This is a genomic window from Sphingosinicella sp. LHD-64, assembly GCF_031157375.1.
Classification (GTDB): Bacteria; Pseudomonadota; Alphaproteobacteria; order Sphingomonadales; family Sphingomonadaceae; genus Allosphingosinicella.
On the sequence record NZ_JAVIFV010000003.1, the window covers coordinates 615132 to 630836 of the forward strand.

Annotated in this window: 23 protein-coding genes and 1 pseudogene; 8 read left to right on the forward strand and 16 right to left on the reverse strand. The window is 68.5% G+C overall.

Going from position 1 to position 15705, the window contains the following annotated elements; genetic code table 11:
• Positions 1–33: 33 nt before the first annotated feature.
• From RCO27_RS10905 to pnp, 4 genes are all read left to right on the forward strand, one after another.
• Positions 34–660, forward strand: coding sequence for a thymidine kinase (locus RCO27_RS10905; RefSeq protein WP_309002701.1), 627 nt, complete (start codon positions 34–36; stop codon positions 658–660).
• 2 nt (positions 661–662) lie between these two features.
• Complete coding sequence (gene truB / locus RCO27_RS10910; RefSeq protein WP_309002702.1) at positions 663–1625, forward strand: tRNA pseudouridine(55) synthase TruB; 963 nt, start codon at positions 663–665, stop codon at positions 1623–1625.
• A 19-nt stretch (positions 1626–1644) separates the two neighbouring features.
• Positions 1645–1914, forward strand: coding sequence for a 30S ribosomal protein S15 (gene rpsO, locus RCO27_RS10915; protein WP_309002703.1), 270 nt, complete (start codon positions 1645–1647; stop codon positions 1912–1914).
• 275 nt (positions 1915–2189) lie between these two features.
• Positions 2190–4580, forward strand: a complete 2391-nt coding sequence (gene pnp, locus RCO27_RS10920; RefSeq protein WP_309002704.1) for a polyribonucleotide nucleotidyltransferase — start codon at positions 2190–2192, stop codon at positions 4578–4580.
• A 79-nt stretch (positions 4581–4659) separates the two neighbouring features.
• Here pnp and RCO27_RS10925 read toward each other — a convergent pair whose 3' ends face one another.
• From RCO27_RS10925 to RCO27_RS10960, 8 genes are all read right to left on the reverse strand, one after another.
• Positions 4660–4878 carry a hypothetical protein gene (locus tag RCO27_RS10925; protein WP_309002705.1) on the reverse strand — a complete coding sequence of 73 codons (219 nt, stop codon included), beginning with the start codon at positions 4876–4878 and terminating at the stop codon, positions 4660–4662.
• Between the two features lie 14 nt (positions 4879–4892).
• Positions 4893–5162 carry a hypothetical protein gene (locus RCO27_RS10930; RefSeq protein ID WP_309002706.1) on the reverse strand — a complete coding sequence of 90 codons (270 nt, stop codon included), beginning with the start codon at positions 5160–5162 and terminating at the stop codon, positions 4893–4895.
• On the reverse strand, positions 5159–5425 hold the full coding sequence (locus tag RCO27_RS10935) for a hypothetical protein (protein WP_309002707.1): 267 nt from the start codon (positions 5423–5425) through the stop codon (positions 5159–5161). The genes RCO27_RS10930 and RCO27_RS10935 overlap by 4 nt, the downstream gene beginning before the upstream one ends.
• 224 nt (positions 5426–5649) lie before the next feature.
• Positions 5650–5898, reverse strand: a complete 249-nt coding sequence (locus RCO27_RS10940) for a hypothetical protein (protein WP_309002708.1) — start codon at positions 5896–5898, stop codon at positions 5650–5652.
• Positions 5899–6044: 146 nt separating this feature from the next.
• Entirely contained in the window at positions 6045–6188 is a 144-nt protein-coding gene (locus RCO27_RS10945) for a hypothetical protein (RefSeq protein WP_309002709.1), read from the reverse strand.
• Positions 6185–6355: a hypothetical protein gene (locus RCO27_RS10950; RefSeq protein WP_309002710.1), complete on the reverse strand. Its 171-nt coding sequence runs from the start codon at positions 6353–6355 to the stop codon at positions 6185–6187. The genes RCO27_RS10945 and RCO27_RS10950 overlap by 4 nt, the downstream gene beginning before the upstream one ends.
• Positions 6356–6400: 45 nt before the next feature.
• Positions 6401–6688 (reverse strand): hypothetical protein, encoded by a 288-nt coding sequence (locus RCO27_RS10955; RefSeq protein ID WP_309002711.1) that lies wholly within the window; start codon positions 6686–6688, stop codon positions 6401–6403.
• A complete protein-coding gene (locus tag RCO27_RS10960) occupies positions 6685–6972 on the reverse strand; it encodes a hypothetical protein (protein WP_309002712.1) in 288 nt (95 codons plus the stop codon). The genes RCO27_RS10955 and RCO27_RS10960 overlap by 4 nt, the downstream gene beginning before the upstream one ends.
• Before the next feature lie 706 nt (positions 6973–7678).
• Here RCO27_RS10960 and RCO27_RS10965 point away from each other — a divergent pair.
• Complete coding sequence (locus tag RCO27_RS10965; protein WP_309002713.1) at positions 7679–8479, forward strand: phytanoyl-CoA dioxygenase family protein; 801 nt, start codon at positions 7679–7681, stop codon at positions 8477–8479.
• A gap of 125 nt (positions 8480–8604) precedes the next feature.
• Positions 8605–8886, forward strand: coding sequence for a hypothetical protein (locus RCO27_RS10970; RefSeq protein ID WP_309002714.1), 282 nt, complete (start codon positions 8605–8607; stop codon positions 8884–8886).
• A 16-nt stretch (positions 8887–8902) separates the two neighbouring features.
• On the opposite strand, the gene RCO27_RS10975 is transcribed toward RCO27_RS10970, so the two are convergent.
• On the reverse strand, positions 8903–9499 hold the full coding sequence (locus tag RCO27_RS10975; protein WP_309002715.1) for a TetR/AcrR family transcriptional regulator: 597 nt from the start codon (positions 9497–9499) through the stop codon (positions 8903–8905).
• 106 nt (positions 9500–9605) lie between these two features.
• Here RCO27_RS10975 and RCO27_RS10980 point away from each other — a divergent pair, with 106 nt between their 5' ends.
• Positions 9606–10793, forward strand: coding sequence for an MFS transporter (locus RCO27_RS10980; RefSeq protein ID WP_309002716.1), 1188 nt, complete (start codon positions 9606–9608; stop codon positions 10791–10793).
• Here the strand turns inward: RCO27_RS10980 and RCO27_RS10985 are convergent.
• Positions 10790–11413, reverse strand: coding sequence for a LysE family transporter (locus RCO27_RS10985; RefSeq protein WP_309002717.1), 624 nt, complete (start codon positions 11411–11413; stop codon positions 10790–10792). The two genes, RCO27_RS10980 and RCO27_RS10985, sit on opposite strands and share 4 nt — an antisense overlap.
• Positions 11414–11490: 77 nt before the next feature.
• Between RCO27_RS10985 and RCO27_RS10990 the strand changes: the two genes are divergently transcribed.
• On the forward strand, positions 11491–12357 hold the full coding sequence (locus RCO27_RS10990; protein ID WP_309002718.1) for a LysR family transcriptional regulator: 867 nt from the start codon (positions 11491–11493) through the stop codon (positions 12355–12357).
• A 61-nt stretch (positions 12358–12418) separates the two neighbouring features.
• Here the strand turns inward: RCO27_RS10990 and RCO27_RS19265 are convergent.
• The 6 genes and pseudogenes from RCO27_RS19265 to RCO27_RS11015 all read right to left on the reverse strand — a co-directional run.
• A pseudogene (locus RCO27_RS19265) lies at positions 12419–12517 on the reverse strand (hypothetical protein); the annotation flags it as partial.
• A 37-nt stretch (positions 12518–12554) separates the two neighbouring features.
• Positions 12555–13289 carry a PepSY domain-containing protein gene (locus RCO27_RS10995; protein ID WP_309002719.1) on the reverse strand — a complete coding sequence of 245 codons (735 nt, stop codon included), beginning with the start codon at positions 13287–13289 and terminating at the stop codon, positions 12555–12557.
• A 24-nt stretch (positions 13290–13313) separates the two neighbouring features.
• On the reverse strand, positions 13314–13763 hold the full coding sequence (locus RCO27_RS11000; RefSeq protein ID WP_309002720.1) for a DUF411 domain-containing protein: 450 nt from the start codon (positions 13761–13763) through the stop codon (positions 13314–13316).
• 12 nt (positions 13764–13775) lie between these two features.
• Positions 13776–14102 carry a hypothetical protein gene (locus RCO27_RS11005; protein WP_309002721.1) on the reverse strand — a complete coding sequence of 109 codons (327 nt, stop codon included), beginning with the start codon at positions 14100–14102 and terminating at the stop codon, positions 13776–13778.
• 32 nt (positions 14103–14134) lie between these two features.
• Positions 14135–14755 (reverse strand): DUF2231 domain-containing protein, encoded by a 621-nt coding sequence (locus tag RCO27_RS11010; RefSeq protein ID WP_309002722.1) that lies wholly within the window; start codon positions 14753–14755, stop codon positions 14135–14137.
• Positions 14746–15519: a copper resistance protein B gene (locus RCO27_RS11015; protein ID WP_309002723.1), complete on the reverse strand. Its 774-nt coding sequence runs from the start codon at positions 15517–15519 to the stop codon at positions 14746–14748. The genes RCO27_RS11010 and RCO27_RS11015 overlap by 10 nt, the downstream gene beginning before the upstream one ends.
• Positions 15520–15705: the final 186 nt, after the last annotated feature.

Consider the following 15705-nt stretch of genomic DNA (forward strand, 5'->3'; position numbering starts at 1 on the left):
CCGCGGCCCTGAAAAGCGCGCTAGAAGGCCGGCGTGGCCAAGCTCTATTTCTACTATGCCTCGATGAACGCCGGGAAATCGACCACGCTCCTGCAGGCCGATTTCAACTATCGCGAGCGGGGCATGCAGACGATGCTGTATACAGCCGCGCTCGATGATCGCGCCGGACACGGGATCATCGCCTCGCGGATCGGGCTGGAGACGGAAGCGCATTCCTATGAGCGCACCACCGACATCCGCCGCGAGGTGGAGGAAGAGCTGAAGAAGCGCGAGCTCAACTGCATCCTGATCGACGAGGCGCAGTTCCTCACCCGCGCGCAGGTCGTGCAGCTCGCCTCGATCTGCGACGAACTCGGCATCCCGGTCCTCGCCTACGGGCTCAGGACCGATTTCCAGGCGAACCTGTTCGAGGGGTCCGCCCACCTGCTGGCGCTCGCCGACACGCTCGTCGAGTTGAAGGCCGTTTGCGATTGCGGGCGCAAGGCGACGATGAACCTGCGTGTCGATGCGGATGGCCGCGCGGTGAAGAGCGGTGCGCAGACCGAGATCGGCGGCAACGACCGCTACGTGTCGCTCTGCCGGCGCCATTATATGGAGCGGATCGCCGAGGTGGACGGCGAGCAGATGCGGCTGACCCTGACCCGCGCCGCGGCGGAATAGAGATGCACGGCTGGCTGGTGATCGACAAGCCGGTGGGGATCGGCTCGACCCAGGCGGTCGGCGCGGTCAAACGCGCGCTGCGCGAGGGCGGCTATCCGAAGGTGAAGGTCGGCCATGGCGGGACGCTCGATCCGCTGGCGAGCGGCGTGCTGCCGGTGGCGCTGGGCGAGGCGACCAAGCTTTCGGGCCGGATGCTGGATGCCGACAAGGTCTATGACTTCACGATCCGGTTTGGCGCAGAGACGGATACGCTCGATCTGGAGGGCAAGGTAATCGCCACCTCCGACGTGCGACCGACGGTCGCCGAGGTCGAAGCCGTGCTGCCGCGCTTCACCGGCCCGATCACGCAGGTGCCGCCGGCCTATTCGGCGCTGAAGGTGGATGGTCAGCGCGCCTACGATCTCGCCCGGGCAGGCAAGAACGTGACGCTCGCCAGCCGCGACGTCACCATTCACCAGCTCTCCATCAGTCATTCCAGCGAAAGCTGGAATCTCACTTCGCCTTCGACGGCTTCAGATAGAGAAAAGAGAGATTCCAGCTTTCGCTGGAATGACGACAGGTTGAATGAGATCACTCTCTCCGCCCGTGTCTCCAAGGGCACCTATATCCGTTCCCTCGCCCGCGACATCGCCCAGGCCTTGGAAACCGTCGGCCACGTCACCATGTTGCGACGGACCAAGGCCGGCCCCTTCACCCTCGGTGCGGCGATTTCACTGGACAAATTGAGTGAAGCCGCTAAGGGCCGCACCCTTGAACAACACCTCCTGCCGCTGACGGCAGGGCTGGACGACATCCCGGCTCTTCCCGTCACCCCCGATCAGGCAGGGGCGCTCCGTCAGGGGCGGACATTGATCGGGATCGCCGCCAAGCCAGGGCTTCATCTTGCGACGGACCGGGGCATTCCGGTCGCGCTGGTTGAGCTTAGCGAAGAGGGTCTTCGCGTGGTGCGCGGCTTCAACCTGTGACTTATGAAGGAGTGAAACGATGTCGGTGACCGCCGCGCGCAAGCAGGAAATCATCAAGGACAACGCCCAGAACAAGGGCGACACGGGCAGCCCCGAGGTGCAGGTCGCGATCCTCACCGAGCGGATCGCCAACCTCACCGAGCATTTCAAGACCCACGCGAAGGACAACCATTCGCGCCGCGGCCTGCTGATGCTCGTCAACAAGCGCCGCTCGCTGCTCGACTATCTGAAGCGGGAAGACGAAGCGCGCTACACCGCACTCATCGCGAAGCTGGGCCTTCGCAAGTGACGCAATCGTTCGGCCCGCCTCGGCGGGCCGTTTACGTATTGCGTCATCCCGGCCCTTCGGCTGCCTGCAAGCAGGCGCTCAGGGTAAACTCCAGCGAAGCTGGAAGCCGGGATCCAGTCAAATGACCAGCGCGAGAGCGCTGTACTGACTGGGAACTGGACCCCGGCCTTCGCCGGGGTGACGGAGGAGAGGCAATCCGGCCGAACCTCCCGGGCCAAAACCGGCCCGTACACAGGCACCGGGGCGCATACGGCGCGCCGGATGAAGGAAACCACATGTTCGACATGAAGAAAGTAGACATCGAGTGGGGCGGCAAGACCCTCTCCCTCGAAACGGGCCGCGTTGCCCGCCAGGCCGACGGCGCGGTGCTCGCGACCCTCGGCGAGACGGTCGTCCTGTGCGCGGTGACCGCCGCACGCAGCGTCAAGGAAGGGCAGGACTTCTTCCCGCTGACCGTCCACTATCAGGAGAAATTCTCGTCGGCCGGGCGCATCCCGGGCGGCTTCTTCAAGCGGGAGCGCGGCGCCACCGAAAAGGAAACGCTGACCAGCCGCCTCATCGACCGCCCGATCCGTCCCCTCTTCCCCGAGGGTTTTTATAATGAAGTCAACGTGATCGCCCAGGTTCTCTCTTATGACGGGGAGAACGAGCCGGACATCCTGGCGATGGTCGCGGCCTCGGCGGCGCTGACCATTTCGGGCGTGCCCTTCATGGGCCCGATCGGTGCCGCGCGGGTTGGCTACAAGGACGGCGACTATATCCTCAACCCGACGCTGGACGAGGTGAAGGAAGGCGATCTCGACCTCGTCGTCGCGGCGACCAACGAAGCGGTGATGATGGTCGAATCCGAAGCGAAGGAGCTGTCGGAAGAGGTCATGCTGGGCGCGGTCATGTTCGCCCACCGCGAGAGCCAGAAGGTGATCGACGCGATCATCGACCTCGCCGAGCAGGCCGCCAAGGACCCGTGGGAGCTGGCAGCTCCGGAGGACCAGAGCGCCGCCAAGCAGCGCCTCCGCGACCTCATCGGCGCCGATCTCGCCGCGGCCTACAAGCTCACCGACAAGCAGGCCCGCCAGAACGCGATCAACGAGGCCCGTACCAAGGCGCGCGAAAGCCTCGCCGACCTCGCCGAGAGCGATCCGGCCGCCTATCTCGGCACGCTGAAGCTGGTGAAGAAACTTGAGGCCGAAATCGTCCGCACCGCCATCCTGAAGGACGGCCAGCGGATCGACGGGCGCACCACCACCCAGATCCGCCCGATCGAGGCGATCGTCGGCTTCCTGCCGCGCACCCACGGCTCCGCTTTGTTCACGCGCGGCGAGACCCAGTCGATCTGCACGACGACGCTCGGCACCAAGGACAGCGAGCAGATGATCGACGGCCTGACCGGCCTCTCCTACGAGCGCTTCATGCTCCACTACAACTTCCCGCCCTATTCGGTCGGCGAAGTCGGCCGCTTCGGCGCGCCGGGCCGGCGTGAAGTGGGTCACGGCAAGCTGGCGTGGCGGGCGCTCCATCCGGTGCTCCCGACCCATGACGAATTCCCCTACACGATCCGCGTCCTCAGCGACATCACGGAGTCGAACGGCTCTTCCTCGATGGCGACCGTCTGCGGCGGCTCACTCTCGATGATGGACGCCGGCGTGCCGCTGAAGCGGCCGGTCTCCGGCATCGCGATGGGCCTGATCCTTGAAGGGCAGGACTTCGCGGTGATCAGCGACATCCTCGGCGACGAGGACCATCTTGGCGACATGGACTTCAAGGTTGCCGGCACGTCCGAAGGCATCACCACGATGCAGATGGACATCAAGGTCGCCGGCATCACCCAGGAGATTTTCGAAAAGGCGCTGCACCAGGCCAAGGCCGGCCGCGCCCACATCCTGGGCGAGATGGCCAAGGCGCTCGACCACACCCGCGAGGAGCTTTCCGCCCACGCGCCGCGGATCGAGACGATGCAGATCGACAAGGCGAAGATCCGCGACGTGATCGGCACCGGCGGCAAGGTGATCCGCGAGATCGTCGCGACCACCGGCGCCAAGGTCGACATCGACGACGAGGGCGTGATCAAGATCTCGTCGTCCGACCTCAGCCAGATCGAGGCGGCCCGCAAGTGGATCGCCGGGATCGTCGAGGAGGCGGAAGTCGGCAAGATCTATTCGGGCAAGGTGGTCAACATCGTCGATTTCGGCGCGTTCGTGAACTTCATGGGCGGCAAGGACGGCCTCGTCCACGTCTCCGAGATGAAGAACGAGCGGGTCGAGAAGCCGACCGACGTCGTCGCCGAAGGCCAGGAAGTGAAGGTCAAGGTCCTCGAGATCGATCCGCGCGGCAAGGTCCGCCTGTCGATGCGCGTCGTCGACCAGGAGACCGGCGAGGAGCTGGAAGACACCCGCCCGCCCCGCGAACCGCGCGAGCGCGGCGAGCGTGGCGACCGTGGTCCCCGGCGTGACGGTGAAGGCCGTGGCGATCGTGGCGGCCGTGGCGGCGACCGCGGCCGTGGTGGCCGGGATCGCGGGCCGCGTCGTGACGGCGAAGGCCGTGGCGGCGAACGCGGCGAAGGTCGTGGCGATCGGGGCAGCGACCGTCCCCGCCGCGACAATGACGGCGGCGACAACGGGCCCGAGCCTGAGTTCGCGCCGGCGTTTTTGACGCGCGACGACGACTGAGAGTGGCGGCCATAAGGCCGCTTCTTGGAGTGACTGAAACGAGAGGCCCCGCGAGCGATCGCGGGGCTTCTGCGTTTGCTCAGGCGGGACGCTGTCCCCGTATCGCCTCGCGCGCTCGTACGCTGCGCCTCACCTGCGCCAGCGCGTCCGCGAGATTGGAGTAGCGATAGCCCTCGACCCAGTAATGATGGCTCGTCGTTCGCGTGATGCCGTTGCGCTCCATCACCGCGCGGTCGGGATCGGTTTCCGGCACCTCGGCCGCGAGGGCTCGGCTGCCCATGGTCGTTCGCGCTGCCATCCTTCGTCTCCCTTTCATTGCTGCCCCGTCGGCGGACGCGCCGCCTCGCGGCGGTCGGCGGCGCGGATATCGACATCGGCCTGCGTCCGGCCGCGCTGTTCCGCGGACGCCCTCAGCGCCGCGTCGTCATTCCGGTTACCGATGTTGTCGAGCGACGCCCCGGTCGCCGGCTCCGGTTGCACTGGCGCCGTGCCGCAGGCGGCAAGCCCGGCCAGCGCGAGGGCCACCATGCCGGCGCGGCGCAGGCGGGCGGCCGGACCGGGGCGGGCCGCGACGGCGGTCATGGACTTTCGAAGCCGCGGTCCGGATTCTCGCTGAACAGGCGATCGCGCTCGGCGCGGGCCTCGCGCTTGCGCAGCGCGACGACGGCGGCACCCATCCTGGTGCGGCTGTTCCGCGCCTCGCGGCGCTCCGCGGCGAGCGCCTCTTCGCCCCAGGCGATGGCGGCATTGGTCGCGATCGCCCTCACATTGGCGAGCTCGGCGACCGCGGCCCGGTCGCGATGATAGGCCTCCTGGGTGCGGCACAGGCTGGCGGACGGATACATGCGAATCTCCTCTCGAACGGGTGGAAAAGCGCGTCGCGGCAGGCGATCAGCCCTTCGCCGGATTGGGCATGATCCCCTTGAGCGACGGCTTCGAGACGTTCGACTTGGGAACCGCCTTTTTCGGCTTGCGAGCTTCCTTGTTGCCGCGTTGCTGGCCCTTCGCCATGTCGTTGCTCCTCATTGCTGTGGGGTATGTCGGTCCGGCCGGACGGGGGCGGCAGCGGCTAGCGCCGCGGCTCGCCGGCTGCGCGCCGCGATGCGTCGGTCTGCTGGCGCAGGACGCGGGCGCGATGCTGGTAGGTGTTATGGTGCTGGCCCATCAATCCGCCGCTGAAATCGGCGACGAACCTGGCGCGCATGGCGGCAAGATCATCGCTCTCCACCCGATCACGGGCGACCGGCGAGACATCGCTGGGGGTGATGACGCCGCGCGCCGGGGCGGCGGCGAGCGTATTTTCGGGAGTCGCTGTCACGATTCTGCTCCAACTTCAGGCGGGAGCACGCGCATCTCTCAGCCGCTCCGACGCCTAAGGCCAAGAGGAGCGATTGTCCTCATATGGGGGTGGCACGATGGATTTACCAGCTGGGCGCCGCAGAAACCGCCGGAGGCACAGTTGCGTCACTCCTGCAGCCGCCAGGGGAGGCCCGGGAGCTTGACCATGGCCCGGCCGCACTGCGTGCAGCGGCTGACGAAATAGCCGCCTTCCCAATGGCTATGGGCGGTATCGGGCAGGTGCCGCCCGAGCCAGTCGTGCAGGCTCATGCGTCGTTGCCGACGACGGGGACGCGCTTCGTCGCGGCGACGGCTTCGGGCAGGCTCTCATAGCGGAAGGGCCCGACCAGATAGTGCGTCGTCGTCACGGGCGTGATGCCGAGCCGCGCCAGCTCCGCATCGTCCAGGACGAGGGTCAGTTTGGGAGGCGGGTCCATCGGATATTCGTCTCTCCGGTTTGGAAGATCGGGCGATCGGCAACCCTAGGGCGCAGCGTCCTGCGGCACCGGCGGCTCGCCGGCGCCCGCGTCCTCGAGGCGGCGGCTTTCCACGAGGAGCGCGCCCTCGACCGCGATCAGCCCGACGTCGCTGGCGATCGCGAGATCGAGCGGGCGGGCGCGGAGCAGATCGTGGTGGGTGTTGAGGAAAGTGCGCACCGCGTCCGTCCCCGGCAGTGCAGACTGTGCCGCCTTCACCACGCGGCCCTGCCGTTCCTGCTGCGCCGGCGACAGCCGCGGAATGGCGCGGGCGCTCTTGAAGCGCATGGTCATGCGCCCTCCCGCACGGCCTGGTCCCGGCCCTGGGGCGGCGGCGCCCATGGCCCGCGGAAGATCGAGCCTGGCCGGGCCGGCTTCGACGGGGGTTTGTCGCGGGGTCCCTCCTTCGCTTCAACGACCGATCCGTTCTCGACCATCAGGAAGGGGCGGCATTGCGCCGCTGCGATGGCGCAGCGGCCGGCGCGATCATAATGGGCGAGACGCGCCTCCGACGTCGCCGCGCCCCGCGCCATTGCCAGCGCCGCCCGCTTGCGGCCGATCCAATATGCCTTATCCATGAAATTCACCTGTACCGGTGCAAGCGAGAGTACGTCGCATCTCTCTGTCACGGGGCGCTTGCGGAAAATTGCTCAGGTGATGCTCGCTGCCTACCAAATATCCGGAAAAATAGCGACACAAATCAGGGTAAGGGGTTTCGGGTCTACGACTGGCGGCATCTGCCCGTATTTTTCGGAGACCCATCCCATGAACGCCTCTCGAGAGGCGAGCAACGATCGAAGTGGCCGACAATTTCATTGAAATTACACACATATCTATCTGTATCGTGAGAGCTGACGTCGCCTGCGAGCGAAACTGAAGCCCCCGGCCCTTTCCCTTCGAGCTTTATTGGCCCCGTGCCTCTCACGCGGGGCAATTCTGACATGCGAAAAGGCCGATCATGACTATCGGCACCGCGAAATTCTTCGACACCGACCGGGGCTTCGGCTTCTGGATTCGGTCCGAGGACGACCTGCTGAGCCGGCACGCCAAGGTTCTTCGCGCGGGTTGACGTTGCCGCGCAACGTCGGCTTCGCCTCGGCGGCGGCGCCTTGCACTCCGCACTCCCGGCCCTATCTTGCCCACCACCATGAAATTCATCGCTTTCCATTTCGCGGCGGCGTTTCCGCTGGCCTGACCGGCCCGAGCGGAACCCTTTTGCCACGAGACGCTGCCGCGTCGGCGCGAGGCCGGACGCGGGCGGCGCGACATATGGAAAGCATAATCATGCACGATGCACATGAAACGCGCGCGCTGAGCGCGGCCGAGATCGAGTCCTTCATCGCCGACGGCTTCGTCCGGATCGACGACGCCTTTCCGGAGGCCCTGGCCGGGGAGGCGCGGGCGATCCTCTGGCGGGACATGGGGCTGGACGCGGACGATCCCGCAGGCTGGACCCGGCCGGTCGTCCGGCTCGGCCATTACAGCCAGGAGCCGTTCCGCGCAGCCGCCAATACGCTCACGCTCCACGCCGCCTTCGACCAGCTCGTCGGCGCGGGGCGCTGGCTGCCGCCGGGGGCGATCGGCACCTTTCCAGTGCGCTTCCCCTCGCCGGACGATCCCGGCGACACCGGCTGGCACGTCGACATGAGCTTCGGGACCGACACACCCGACTTCATGGACTGGCGCGCCAACGTGGCGAGCCGCGGCCGGGCGCTCTTGATGCTGTTCCTGTTCTCCGACGTGGGCCCGGACGATGCCCCGACGCGCATCCGTGCCGGATCGCATCTCGACATCGCCCGGCAGCTGGCGCCGGCCGGGGAGGAAGGGCTGACCCTGCGCGAACTGGCCGCGGACGGCTTCGCGTCGTCCGCCTGGCGGCCGGAGGCGCTGGCGACCGGGGCGGCGGGGACGGCGTATCTGTGCCACCCCTTCCTGGTCCATAGCGCGCAGTCGCACCGGGGGTCGCGGCCGCGCTTCATGGCGCAGCCGCCGCTCTTGCCGCGGGAGCCGTTCGTGCTGGACCGGGCCGACGGGGGCTATTGTCCTGTCGAGCGGGCAATCCTGAAAGGCATTCGGGAAGGCTGACACGGGAGGGGCCCCGCGCGCGATCTCGAGCCCTTCTTGCGTTCCCCGGGGAACGCGGGGCCCTGACCGCGCGTGAGGCCCGTTGGGGTCTGGGCGGCGGGCCCGTCCGGCGGTAAGATGCGGCCATGACCAGCCTCATTTCCGTCGATCGCAACACCATTCGCCACGATGCCGCGCGCGGCGGCGTCGGATTCCGCTATTCGGACGGCGCGCGGGCGCGCAGGGCCTTCGTCTCCGATGCCACGGTGGCCGGCCTGCTCCGCGTCCGGGCCCTCACTGCCGCGCAGGCCGAGGGCTTCATCCGCAACATCGCGCTCAAGCTCGCCCTGTTTCTCGCCAACCGGCGCGAGTCCAGGCCGAACGAGGAGGTGCAGCTGAGCCTGGACGACCTCAGGCAGATACGCTGAGGGCGTTGCCGCCCGCTCAATGTTTCCGCAGCAGGCCCTCGAGCAGGGCCTTGAAGGCGGGAATCGCCTTGCGCGAGGCGGCCGCCGGATCCTCGGCATTGGCGATCCACAAAGCGGCGTCGGTCGAGGCGCCGGAGACCAGGCGGGCGGTGACGTCCGCGTCGATGTCGCGGCGGACCACGCCGTCCGCCTGGAGCTGCTCGAGATTGGCCCGGATGCCGGCGATGCAGCCCGCAGCGCTCGGCCAGATCGACGGATCGCCGAGCACGGCGGGGCCGTCGCGCAGCAGGATGCGCTGCACCTCCGGATCGAGCGCCATCCCGACATAGCCGATATTCTCCTCGACGAAGCCGTTCCAGCGGGTCGGCGCGGCGGTGGCGATCGCCGCGAGACGGGCCGCCATCTCCGCGTCGATCTCGCGTACCACCGCTTCGAACAGGCCCTTCTTGTCGCCGAAATGGTGGTAGAGTGCGCCGCGCGTCAGGCCCGCGGCAGCGGTGAAGTCGTCCATCGAGGCAGCGGCATAGCCCTCTTCGCCGAACGCCTTGCGCGCCGCGGCGATCAGCTTCGCGCGGGTCTCGGCGATCATTTCGGGGCGCGTCCTGCGGGACATTCGATCCTCCAAAAAATTGCGAAGCTCGATTGACATACGCGGCGTATGTCACCATCTCACTCGCATACATGATGTATGTATGTTGTCAGGACGAAAGGTCAAATCCATGACCAATCCCTATCGCGAGATCTTCCGGGCGCCGGGCACCAAGGGCTTCGCCGCCGCCGGCTTCGTGGCGCGCCTGCCCATCGCCATGGCGCCGATCGGCATCGTCACCATGCTGGCCCAGGCGCGGGGCGAATATTGGCTCGCCGGCGCGGTCGCCGCCGCCTTCACCCTCACCAACGCCGTCGCCGCGCCCCAGATCTCGCGGCTCGTCGACCGGTTCGGACAGAGCCGGCTGCTGATCCCGACCGCATCGGTCTCCGTTCTCGCCTTCATCGCCCTGATGCTCGCCATCCGGTTCGACGGGCCGATCTGGACCTTGTTCGTCTCGGCGTTCCTCGCCGCCGCCATGCCGAGCATCCCCGCGATGGTGCGGGCGCGGTGGACCGAGATCTTCCGCGACCGGCCCGAGCTCAACACCGCCTTCGCGTTCGAATCCGCCGCGGACGAGCTGGTCTACATCGCCGGCGCCTCGCTGTCCGTCGGCCTCAGCGTCGCCTTGTTCCCCGAGGCCGGGGTGCTGGCCTCCACCCTCTTCCTCGCCGGCGGGATGAGCGCGTTCGTGGTCCAGCGCGGCACCGAGCCCAGGGCGCGCACCGCGGATCTGAGCGCGCACCGATCGGCCATCACTCTCCGGTCCGTCCAGCTGGTCACCGCTGCCCTGATCTTCGTCGGCGCGATCTTCGCGACGGCGGAGGTGACGACGGTCGCCCTCACCCGCGAGCTCGGCCAGCCGGGCGCGGCCAGCCTGGTGATCGGCGTCTACGCCGCCGGCTCGTTCATCGTCGGCCTGATCCTCGGCGCGCTCAATCTCAAGGCACCGCTGCACCGCCAGCTGCTGATCGCGCTCGGCGTGCTGCTGGTGACGACGCTGCCGCTGCTGCTGGTCGGCAGCGTGCCGGCGCTGACCGCGGCGATCTTCCTGAGCGGCGTCGCGGTCTCGCCGACCTTCATCACCGCCTTCGGCCTGATCGAGCGGCGGGTGCCGGCCGAGGTGCTGACCGAGGGCGTGACCTGGGTGATGACCGGGATCGGCATCGGCATGGCGCTCGGCGCCTTCCTCGCCGGCTGGGTGGTCGACACGTTCGGACCGCAGAGCGGCTTCTGGGTCTCGGTGGCGGCGGCGAGCCTTGCGCTTCTCATCGCCCTGCTCGGCCAGCGCGAGCTAGCCGGGGCGCGGGCTGTCTAGACCAGCTCCAGCGACGCATTGACCAAGTTGAACGACGCGACCAGCAGGAGCGCCCCGAACAGCAGCTCGATCGCCGGCCGCTGCCGCTCGTACCAGCGGCGGCTGGCGGGCGCGGCGAGCAGCGCGGTCACGACCGCATACCAGCCGAGCGAGACCACTCCGACGATCGCGACCAAGGCGGCGATCAGGGTGCCGCCGAGGACCGGCGGGAACATCGTGGTCAGCACGCTCGCGAAGAACAGGCCGGCCTGCGGGCTTGCGATCGCGGTCAGATAGCCGGCGCGGAAAGCGGTGAGCGCGTCCGTGCCGGTCGCCCTGGATGGGCGGCGACGCAGCGCGCGGTGGATCAGCTGGTAGCCATAGGCCGCGAAATAGAGCGCGCCGGCGATCCGCATGGCCGGCCCGAAGACGCGATCCTGAGCGAGGACGGCCGCGCCGGCGATGGCGATCAGGCACCATGTGCAGTTGGCCGCAGCCGTGCCCGCCGCCGTCCTCATCGCGATGGCACGCGAATGCGCGAACGTCGCCTCGCTGATCCGGACGAAATTGGGGCCCGGGATCGCCACCTGCATCAGCCAGAAGCCCGCAAAGACGAGCAGCAAGGCAGGGATGGACTCCATGCCGGCGCTCTCGCATGGGCATCCGGACAAGGAAAACGCGGCTTTCTGCCCTCCCCCATAAGCATTACTAATGGGGCATGGCCTTGCCCTCCGCCTATCCGCCCATGGCGGCGCTGCGCGCGATCGAAGCGGCGGTGCGGCTGGAAAGCTTCACGGCTGCGGCGCGCGAGCTGAACCTCACCCAGTCGGCGATCAGCCAGGCGGTGAGGCAGTTCGAGGACCGGGCCGGCATTGCCCTGTTCCGCCGGACGCCGGAGGGCCTGCGCGCCACCCCCGGCGCGAAAGCCTATGGCGCGGCCCTCGCACAGGCGCTGGCGGCGATCCGCCAGGCCGGCGAGGCTCTCATGTCGACGCCGCGGCCGCTGGTCGTGGGCTTCGTCCGCTCGCTGCTGCACAGCTGGCTCACGCCGCGTCTCCCGGATTTCATCGCACGCCATCCGGACGTGGTGACGTCGATCATCGGGCTGGGGCGCGACCTCGACGAGGCGCGCCAGTGCGACGTCGCCCTGGTCATCGCCGATGACGGCGCGGCGCCGGAGGACGCGATACGGTTCGCGCGGGAGACGCTGGTCGCGGTTGCGGATGCCACGTTGGCGCAACGGCTCGGCGGGTTCCTGGAGGATCGACCCGATATCGATATCCCGTTGCTGGGCACGACATGGCCGCTCTGGCGGCAGGCGGCAGGCATCGGTTCCGCGGCGCCGGGAAAGATCGTCCAGTTCCGGGAGATCTCCGCGGTCCTGAACGCGGTCCGGATGGGACAGGGCATCGGCCTGCTCCCGCATCTCGTCTGCGACGATGCGATCCGGCGCGGCGACCTGGTGGAGGTGTCGAGAATCGCAGTGGATCGCGGCCGATCCTACTGGCTGCTCGCGTCGGATCACCCGGCAAGTGCAACCTTTGTCGGGTGGCTGACCTCAGCCCGCTTGACCGGGCCGCTGTGACGTGGCGCGCGCCCCGCTTCTCGGGCATGATGTAGGTCTCGTCCCGGCTCGGGACCGAATGATGTTCATGCGTGATCAGCCATTCACCGTCGCGCTTTACGAGGCCGACGGTCAGTCGGAAACGGAACGAGCCGCCGGTCGTCCCATCGCAATGGACGATGCAGCTGGAAGGCGACGCGGTAGCGCATTCCGGCGCGCTATTGAGCCCGCTCGCGCGCCGCGGCGCGGCGACGCTTCCAGGCGCTGTAGCCGAGCCGGCTCGGGAACATGACGATGCCGGTGAGGATCACGACCAGCGCCAGCGCGGTGGAGATGATCAGCAGCGGCGTGTTGAAATCCTCGCGGTTCTTGAAGTCCATGATGTGGAGCGACCAGAGGAAGTCGAACGCCCGCCACAGGGTGGAGCGCCGCGCGGTCACCGTGCCGGTGTCGGCGGCGACGTAGAGCGCCCGGTTGGCGCCATCGTCGAAACGGACCCGCCAGGCCGGGAGCGCGCCGCGATATTCCGTGGAGTTCTCGGTGACCGGCTCGACGCCGGCGGCGCGTGCATCGCCGGCATGGTCCGCCTCCGCGATCGCGACGGCGAGCCGGGCCGGAACCGGCGAGAGCTGGCGCCCGCTGGCGAGATCGTAGAGGCGAGGACGGGCCTCGCCGGCGGTGACCAGCGCGACCGGCCGGCCGAGCATGGTTCGAAGCTCGATCCGCTCGCCGGGCGCGGCATTGGCGGCGGCGACGCGCTGCAGGCCATCGGCGGCCGCGCCGATCGGGATCGGCACCGGCCGCTGCTCGGCGATCATATGCTCGCTGCGCACCCGTTCGATCGGCGCGACCGCGAAGAACAGGCCGCTCGCGAACCAGAACAGGATCTGGATCGCCATCAGGAGCGCCAGCCATTTATGCACCTTGCCTGCGATCCGCACGGCTGCCGACATAGGAATATTCCCCCTGATGATCGTTTAGTGCGAGGCGAAGACGCGCCGTTGCCCGTCCCGCCGGAAGAGCAATGTCTGGTAGGGCTCGCGGCGGTCGCCCATCTCCATGCCCGGCGAGCCGATCGGCATGCCGGGGACGGCGATGCCGGCGGCGTCGGGCCGCTCGGCGAGCAGGCGGCGGATGTCCTCGACCGGAACATGGCCCTCGACCGCATAGCCGCCGACGCTGGCGGTGTGGCAGGACCTCAAGTCGTCCGGCACGCCGAGCTCGCGCGCCGTCGGGGTGACGTCCTCGACGTCGGTCACCGTTACCTCGAAGCCGGCGGCGCGCAGATGCTCGACCCAGGCGCCGCAGCAGCCGCAGGTCGGCGTCTTCACGACGGTCACGGTTTGCGCGGCCGCCGCCTCGGCGCAGGCCGCCAGCACGAACGGCGCGAGCGGCGCCAGCAGCATCGCGCGTCTGGAGATACGCATCGGTTCGTCTCCCTATTGGTGGTTCATGCTGTTCATGTCGTGCCCGGCATGGGGGTCCGGCTCCTGCCTCGCAGGCGCGGGCGGGGCCGGCCGTTCGGCGACGGGGGCCGCGTCGGTCGGTGCGCCGGGGCCGGCGGGCGCCGGTTCGACCGTGTCGAGGGTGGTCGCATTGACCTCGGCGGCGCCGGCATTGGTCTCGTCCGGCAGGTCGCTGACGAGGTTCACCTCGGGCGGTTCGATCATCATGTCGTTGAGCTGCGTGTTGTCGGCGCCGCTTTCCCAGCAGCCGGCGAGGGCCGCGGCGAACGTCGCGACAAGGAGGATGTTGAGGTTCTTCATTCTCTGTCTCCCGGGAAAATCGGTTTTTCGGTTCAGAAACGCATATGCTCGAGGCCGTGGGTGAGGATGCCGCCCAACCCGCCCTGAATGAAGATGGCAAGGCTGATCGCGCCGGTCAGTGTCACCATCGCGCCGCCGCTGACTGTATCGCGCCGCCGCCAGGCCCAGAGCGCGGCGATCAAGCCGGCGGCGGCGATCGCTGTGCCGATCCAGCGGTGCCAGGCCTGCACCGGATCGGTGTCGCCGATCGTAAAGCCGGCGGAAATCCAGCCCATCAGCGCGGCGCCCGCCGCGGCGATACCGGCGAAGACGATGAGGCCCCGCGCGACCGCCGCGACGCCCTCGCGCCGGCGGGCGAAGCCGAGCAGCACGAACGCGGCCGGGAACAGGGCGATCGGGAAATGGACGGCGGCGGGGTGCATCTTGCCGAGCCAGGCGACGGCGCGTTCCGGCATCGTGCCGGGCAGCGCCTCGGCCATCTCCATCCCGCCATGATCTGCCATCGCCGCGGGCGGCGTGGCCTGACTGGCGGTCGAAGCGTTCTGCGCGGCCTCCACCTTGTTGTGATTCTTGTGCGCTTCGCCCGTTCCGGCCAGGCCGAAGAGGACGGACATGGCGGCGAACGCGACGAGAAGGGCGCGGATCAGAACCATGCGCGGAGGCCCAGCAGGAGGCTCCAGCCGCCGGCCTCCTCCCCGGTCAGCCGGCGGAAATCCGCGGTGTCGCCGAAGGCGCGCTCATACTGGACGCCGACATAGGGAGCGAATTCGGGGACGAACTCGTAGCGCAGGCGCAGGCCCGCCTCGACGGTCGAGAGGCCGGCGCCGAGCCGCAGCTCGGGCACGTCCTGAAGGTTGAACTCGAGCTCGGCGCTCGGCTGCAGGATCAGCCGCTGGGTGATCCTGAGATCGTACTCCGCCTCGAACCGGGCGGAGACGTCGCCCTTGTCCGAAACGAAGGCGGCACCGTCCAGCTCGAACCAGTAAGGGGCGAGGCCCTGGATGCCGAGCACGAGATAGGTGCGGTCGGGGCCGGGGTTGAAATCGGCGCGCACGCCCGCCTGCAGATCGAACCAGGGATTGAGCGCCCGGCTGTAGAGCGCCTGGACCTCGGCGCTTTCGACGCCCTCGCCGAATTCGCCTTCACCCGAGCTCTTGAGCCAGAACCGCTCGGTCGGCGAGCCGTACCAGAACTGCACGTCGTCCCAGGCAAAGCCGTCGCGGCCGTCGCGGATCTGCGCCTCCAGCCGGTCGATGGTGAAGCGCCAGGTGCGCCCGCCGCCATGCTCCGCCGCCACCGCCGCGCGGACCCGTTCCATGTCGGCGGGATCGAAAACGGTGTCGGCGGCATGGGCGGGGCCGCTGAGTGCGCCGGGCGGGGGAGGGGCTACCGGCGGGGCCGGAACCGCCGCCGGCATCTGGTGCCCCGCGTGGGGGTCGGCGGTTTGCGGTTGGGCCTGACCGGGCATTTGATGACCGGCATGCGGGTCGGATGCGGGCTGCTCGGCTGGCATCTGGTGCCCGGCATGGGGGTCCGAAGCCGGTTGCTGCGGCGATATTGGATGTCCGGCGTGCGGATCGACGGCTGGCGGCGATGCAGGCAT

Bases quoted from the DNA above. Each gene is read 5' to 3' on its own strand.
- truB (WP_309002702.1), top strand. From the start codon at position 663: ATGCACGGCTGGCTGGTGATCGACAAGCCGGTGGGGATCGGCTCGACC.
- rpsO (WP_309002703.1), top strand. From the start codon at position 1,645: ATGTCGGTGACCGCCGCGCGCAAGCAGGAAATCATCAAGGACAACGCC.
- pnp (WP_309002704.1), top strand. From the start codon at position 2,190: ATGTTCGACATGAAGAAAGTAGACATCGAGTGGGGCGGCAAGACCCTC.
- RCO27_RS10925 (WP_309002705.1), bottom strand. From the start codon at position 4,878: ATGGCAGCGCGAACGACCATGGGCAGCCGAGCCCTCGCGGCCGAGGTG.
- RCO27_RS10930 (WP_309002706.1), bottom strand. From the start codon at position 5,162: ATGACCGCCGTCGCGGCCCGCCCCGGTCCGGCCGCCCGCCTGCGCCGC.
- RCO27_RS10935 (WP_309002707.1), bottom strand. From the start codon at position 5,425: ATGTATCCGTCCGCCAGCCTGTGCCGCACCCAGGAGGCCTATCATCGC.
- RCO27_RS10945 (WP_309002709.1), bottom strand. From the start codon at position 6,188: ATGAGCCTGCACGACTGGCTCGGGCGGCACCTGCCCGATACCGCCCAT.
- RCO27_RS10950 (WP_309002710.1), bottom strand. From the start codon at position 6,355: ATGGACCCGCCTCCCAAACTGACCCTCGTCCTGGACGATGCGGAGCTG.
- RCO27_RS10955 (WP_309002711.1), bottom strand. From the start codon at position 6,688: ATGACCATGCGCTTCAAGAGCGCCCGCGCCATTCCGCGGCTGTCGCCG.
- RCO27_RS10960 (WP_309002712.1), bottom strand. From the start codon at position 6,972: ATGGATAAGGCATATTGGATCGGCCGCAAGCGGGCGGCGCTGGCAATG.
- RCO27_RS10965 (WP_309002713.1), top strand. From the start codon at position 7,679: ATGCACGATGCACATGAAACGCGCGCGCTGAGCGCGGCCGAGATCGAG.
- RCO27_RS10970 (WP_309002714.1), top strand. From the start codon at position 8,605: ATGACCAGCCTCATTTCCGTCGATCGCAACACCATTCGCCACGATGCC.
- RCO27_RS10975 (WP_309002715.1), bottom strand. From the start codon at position 9,499: ATGTCCCGCAGGACGCGCCCCGAAATGATCGCCGAGACCCGCGCGAAG.
- RCO27_RS10980 (WP_309002716.1), top strand. From the start codon at position 9,606: ATGACCAATCCCTATCGCGAGATCTTCCGGGCGCCGGGCACCAAGGGC.
- RCO27_RS10985 (WP_309002717.1), bottom strand. From the start codon at position 11,413: ATGGAGTCCATCCCTGCCTTGCTGCTCGTCTTTGCGGGCTTCTGGCTG.
- RCO27_RS10990 (WP_309002718.1), top strand. From the start codon at position 11,491: ATGGCCTTGCCCTCCGCCTATCCGCCCATGGCGGCGCTGCGCGCGATC.
- RCO27_RS10995 (WP_309002719.1), bottom strand. From the start codon at position 13,289: ATGTCGGCAGCCGTGCGGATCGCAGGCAAGGTGCATAAATGGCTGGCG.
- RCO27_RS11000 (WP_309002720.1), bottom strand. From the start codon at position 13,763: ATGCGTATCTCCAGACGCGCGATGCTGCTGGCGCCGCTCGCGCCGTTC.
- RCO27_RS11005 (WP_309002721.1), bottom strand. From the start codon at position 14,102: ATGAAGAACCTCAACATCCTCCTTGTCGCGACGTTCGCCGCGGCCCTC.
- RCO27_RS11010 (WP_309002722.1), bottom strand. From the start codon at position 14,755: ATGGTTCTGATCCGCGCCCTTCTCGTCGCGTTCGCCGCCATGTCCGTC.
- RCO27_RS11015 (WP_309002723.1), bottom strand. From the start codon at position 15,519: ATGCCGGCGGCGGTTCCGGCCCCGCCGGTAGCCCCTCCCCCGCCCGGC.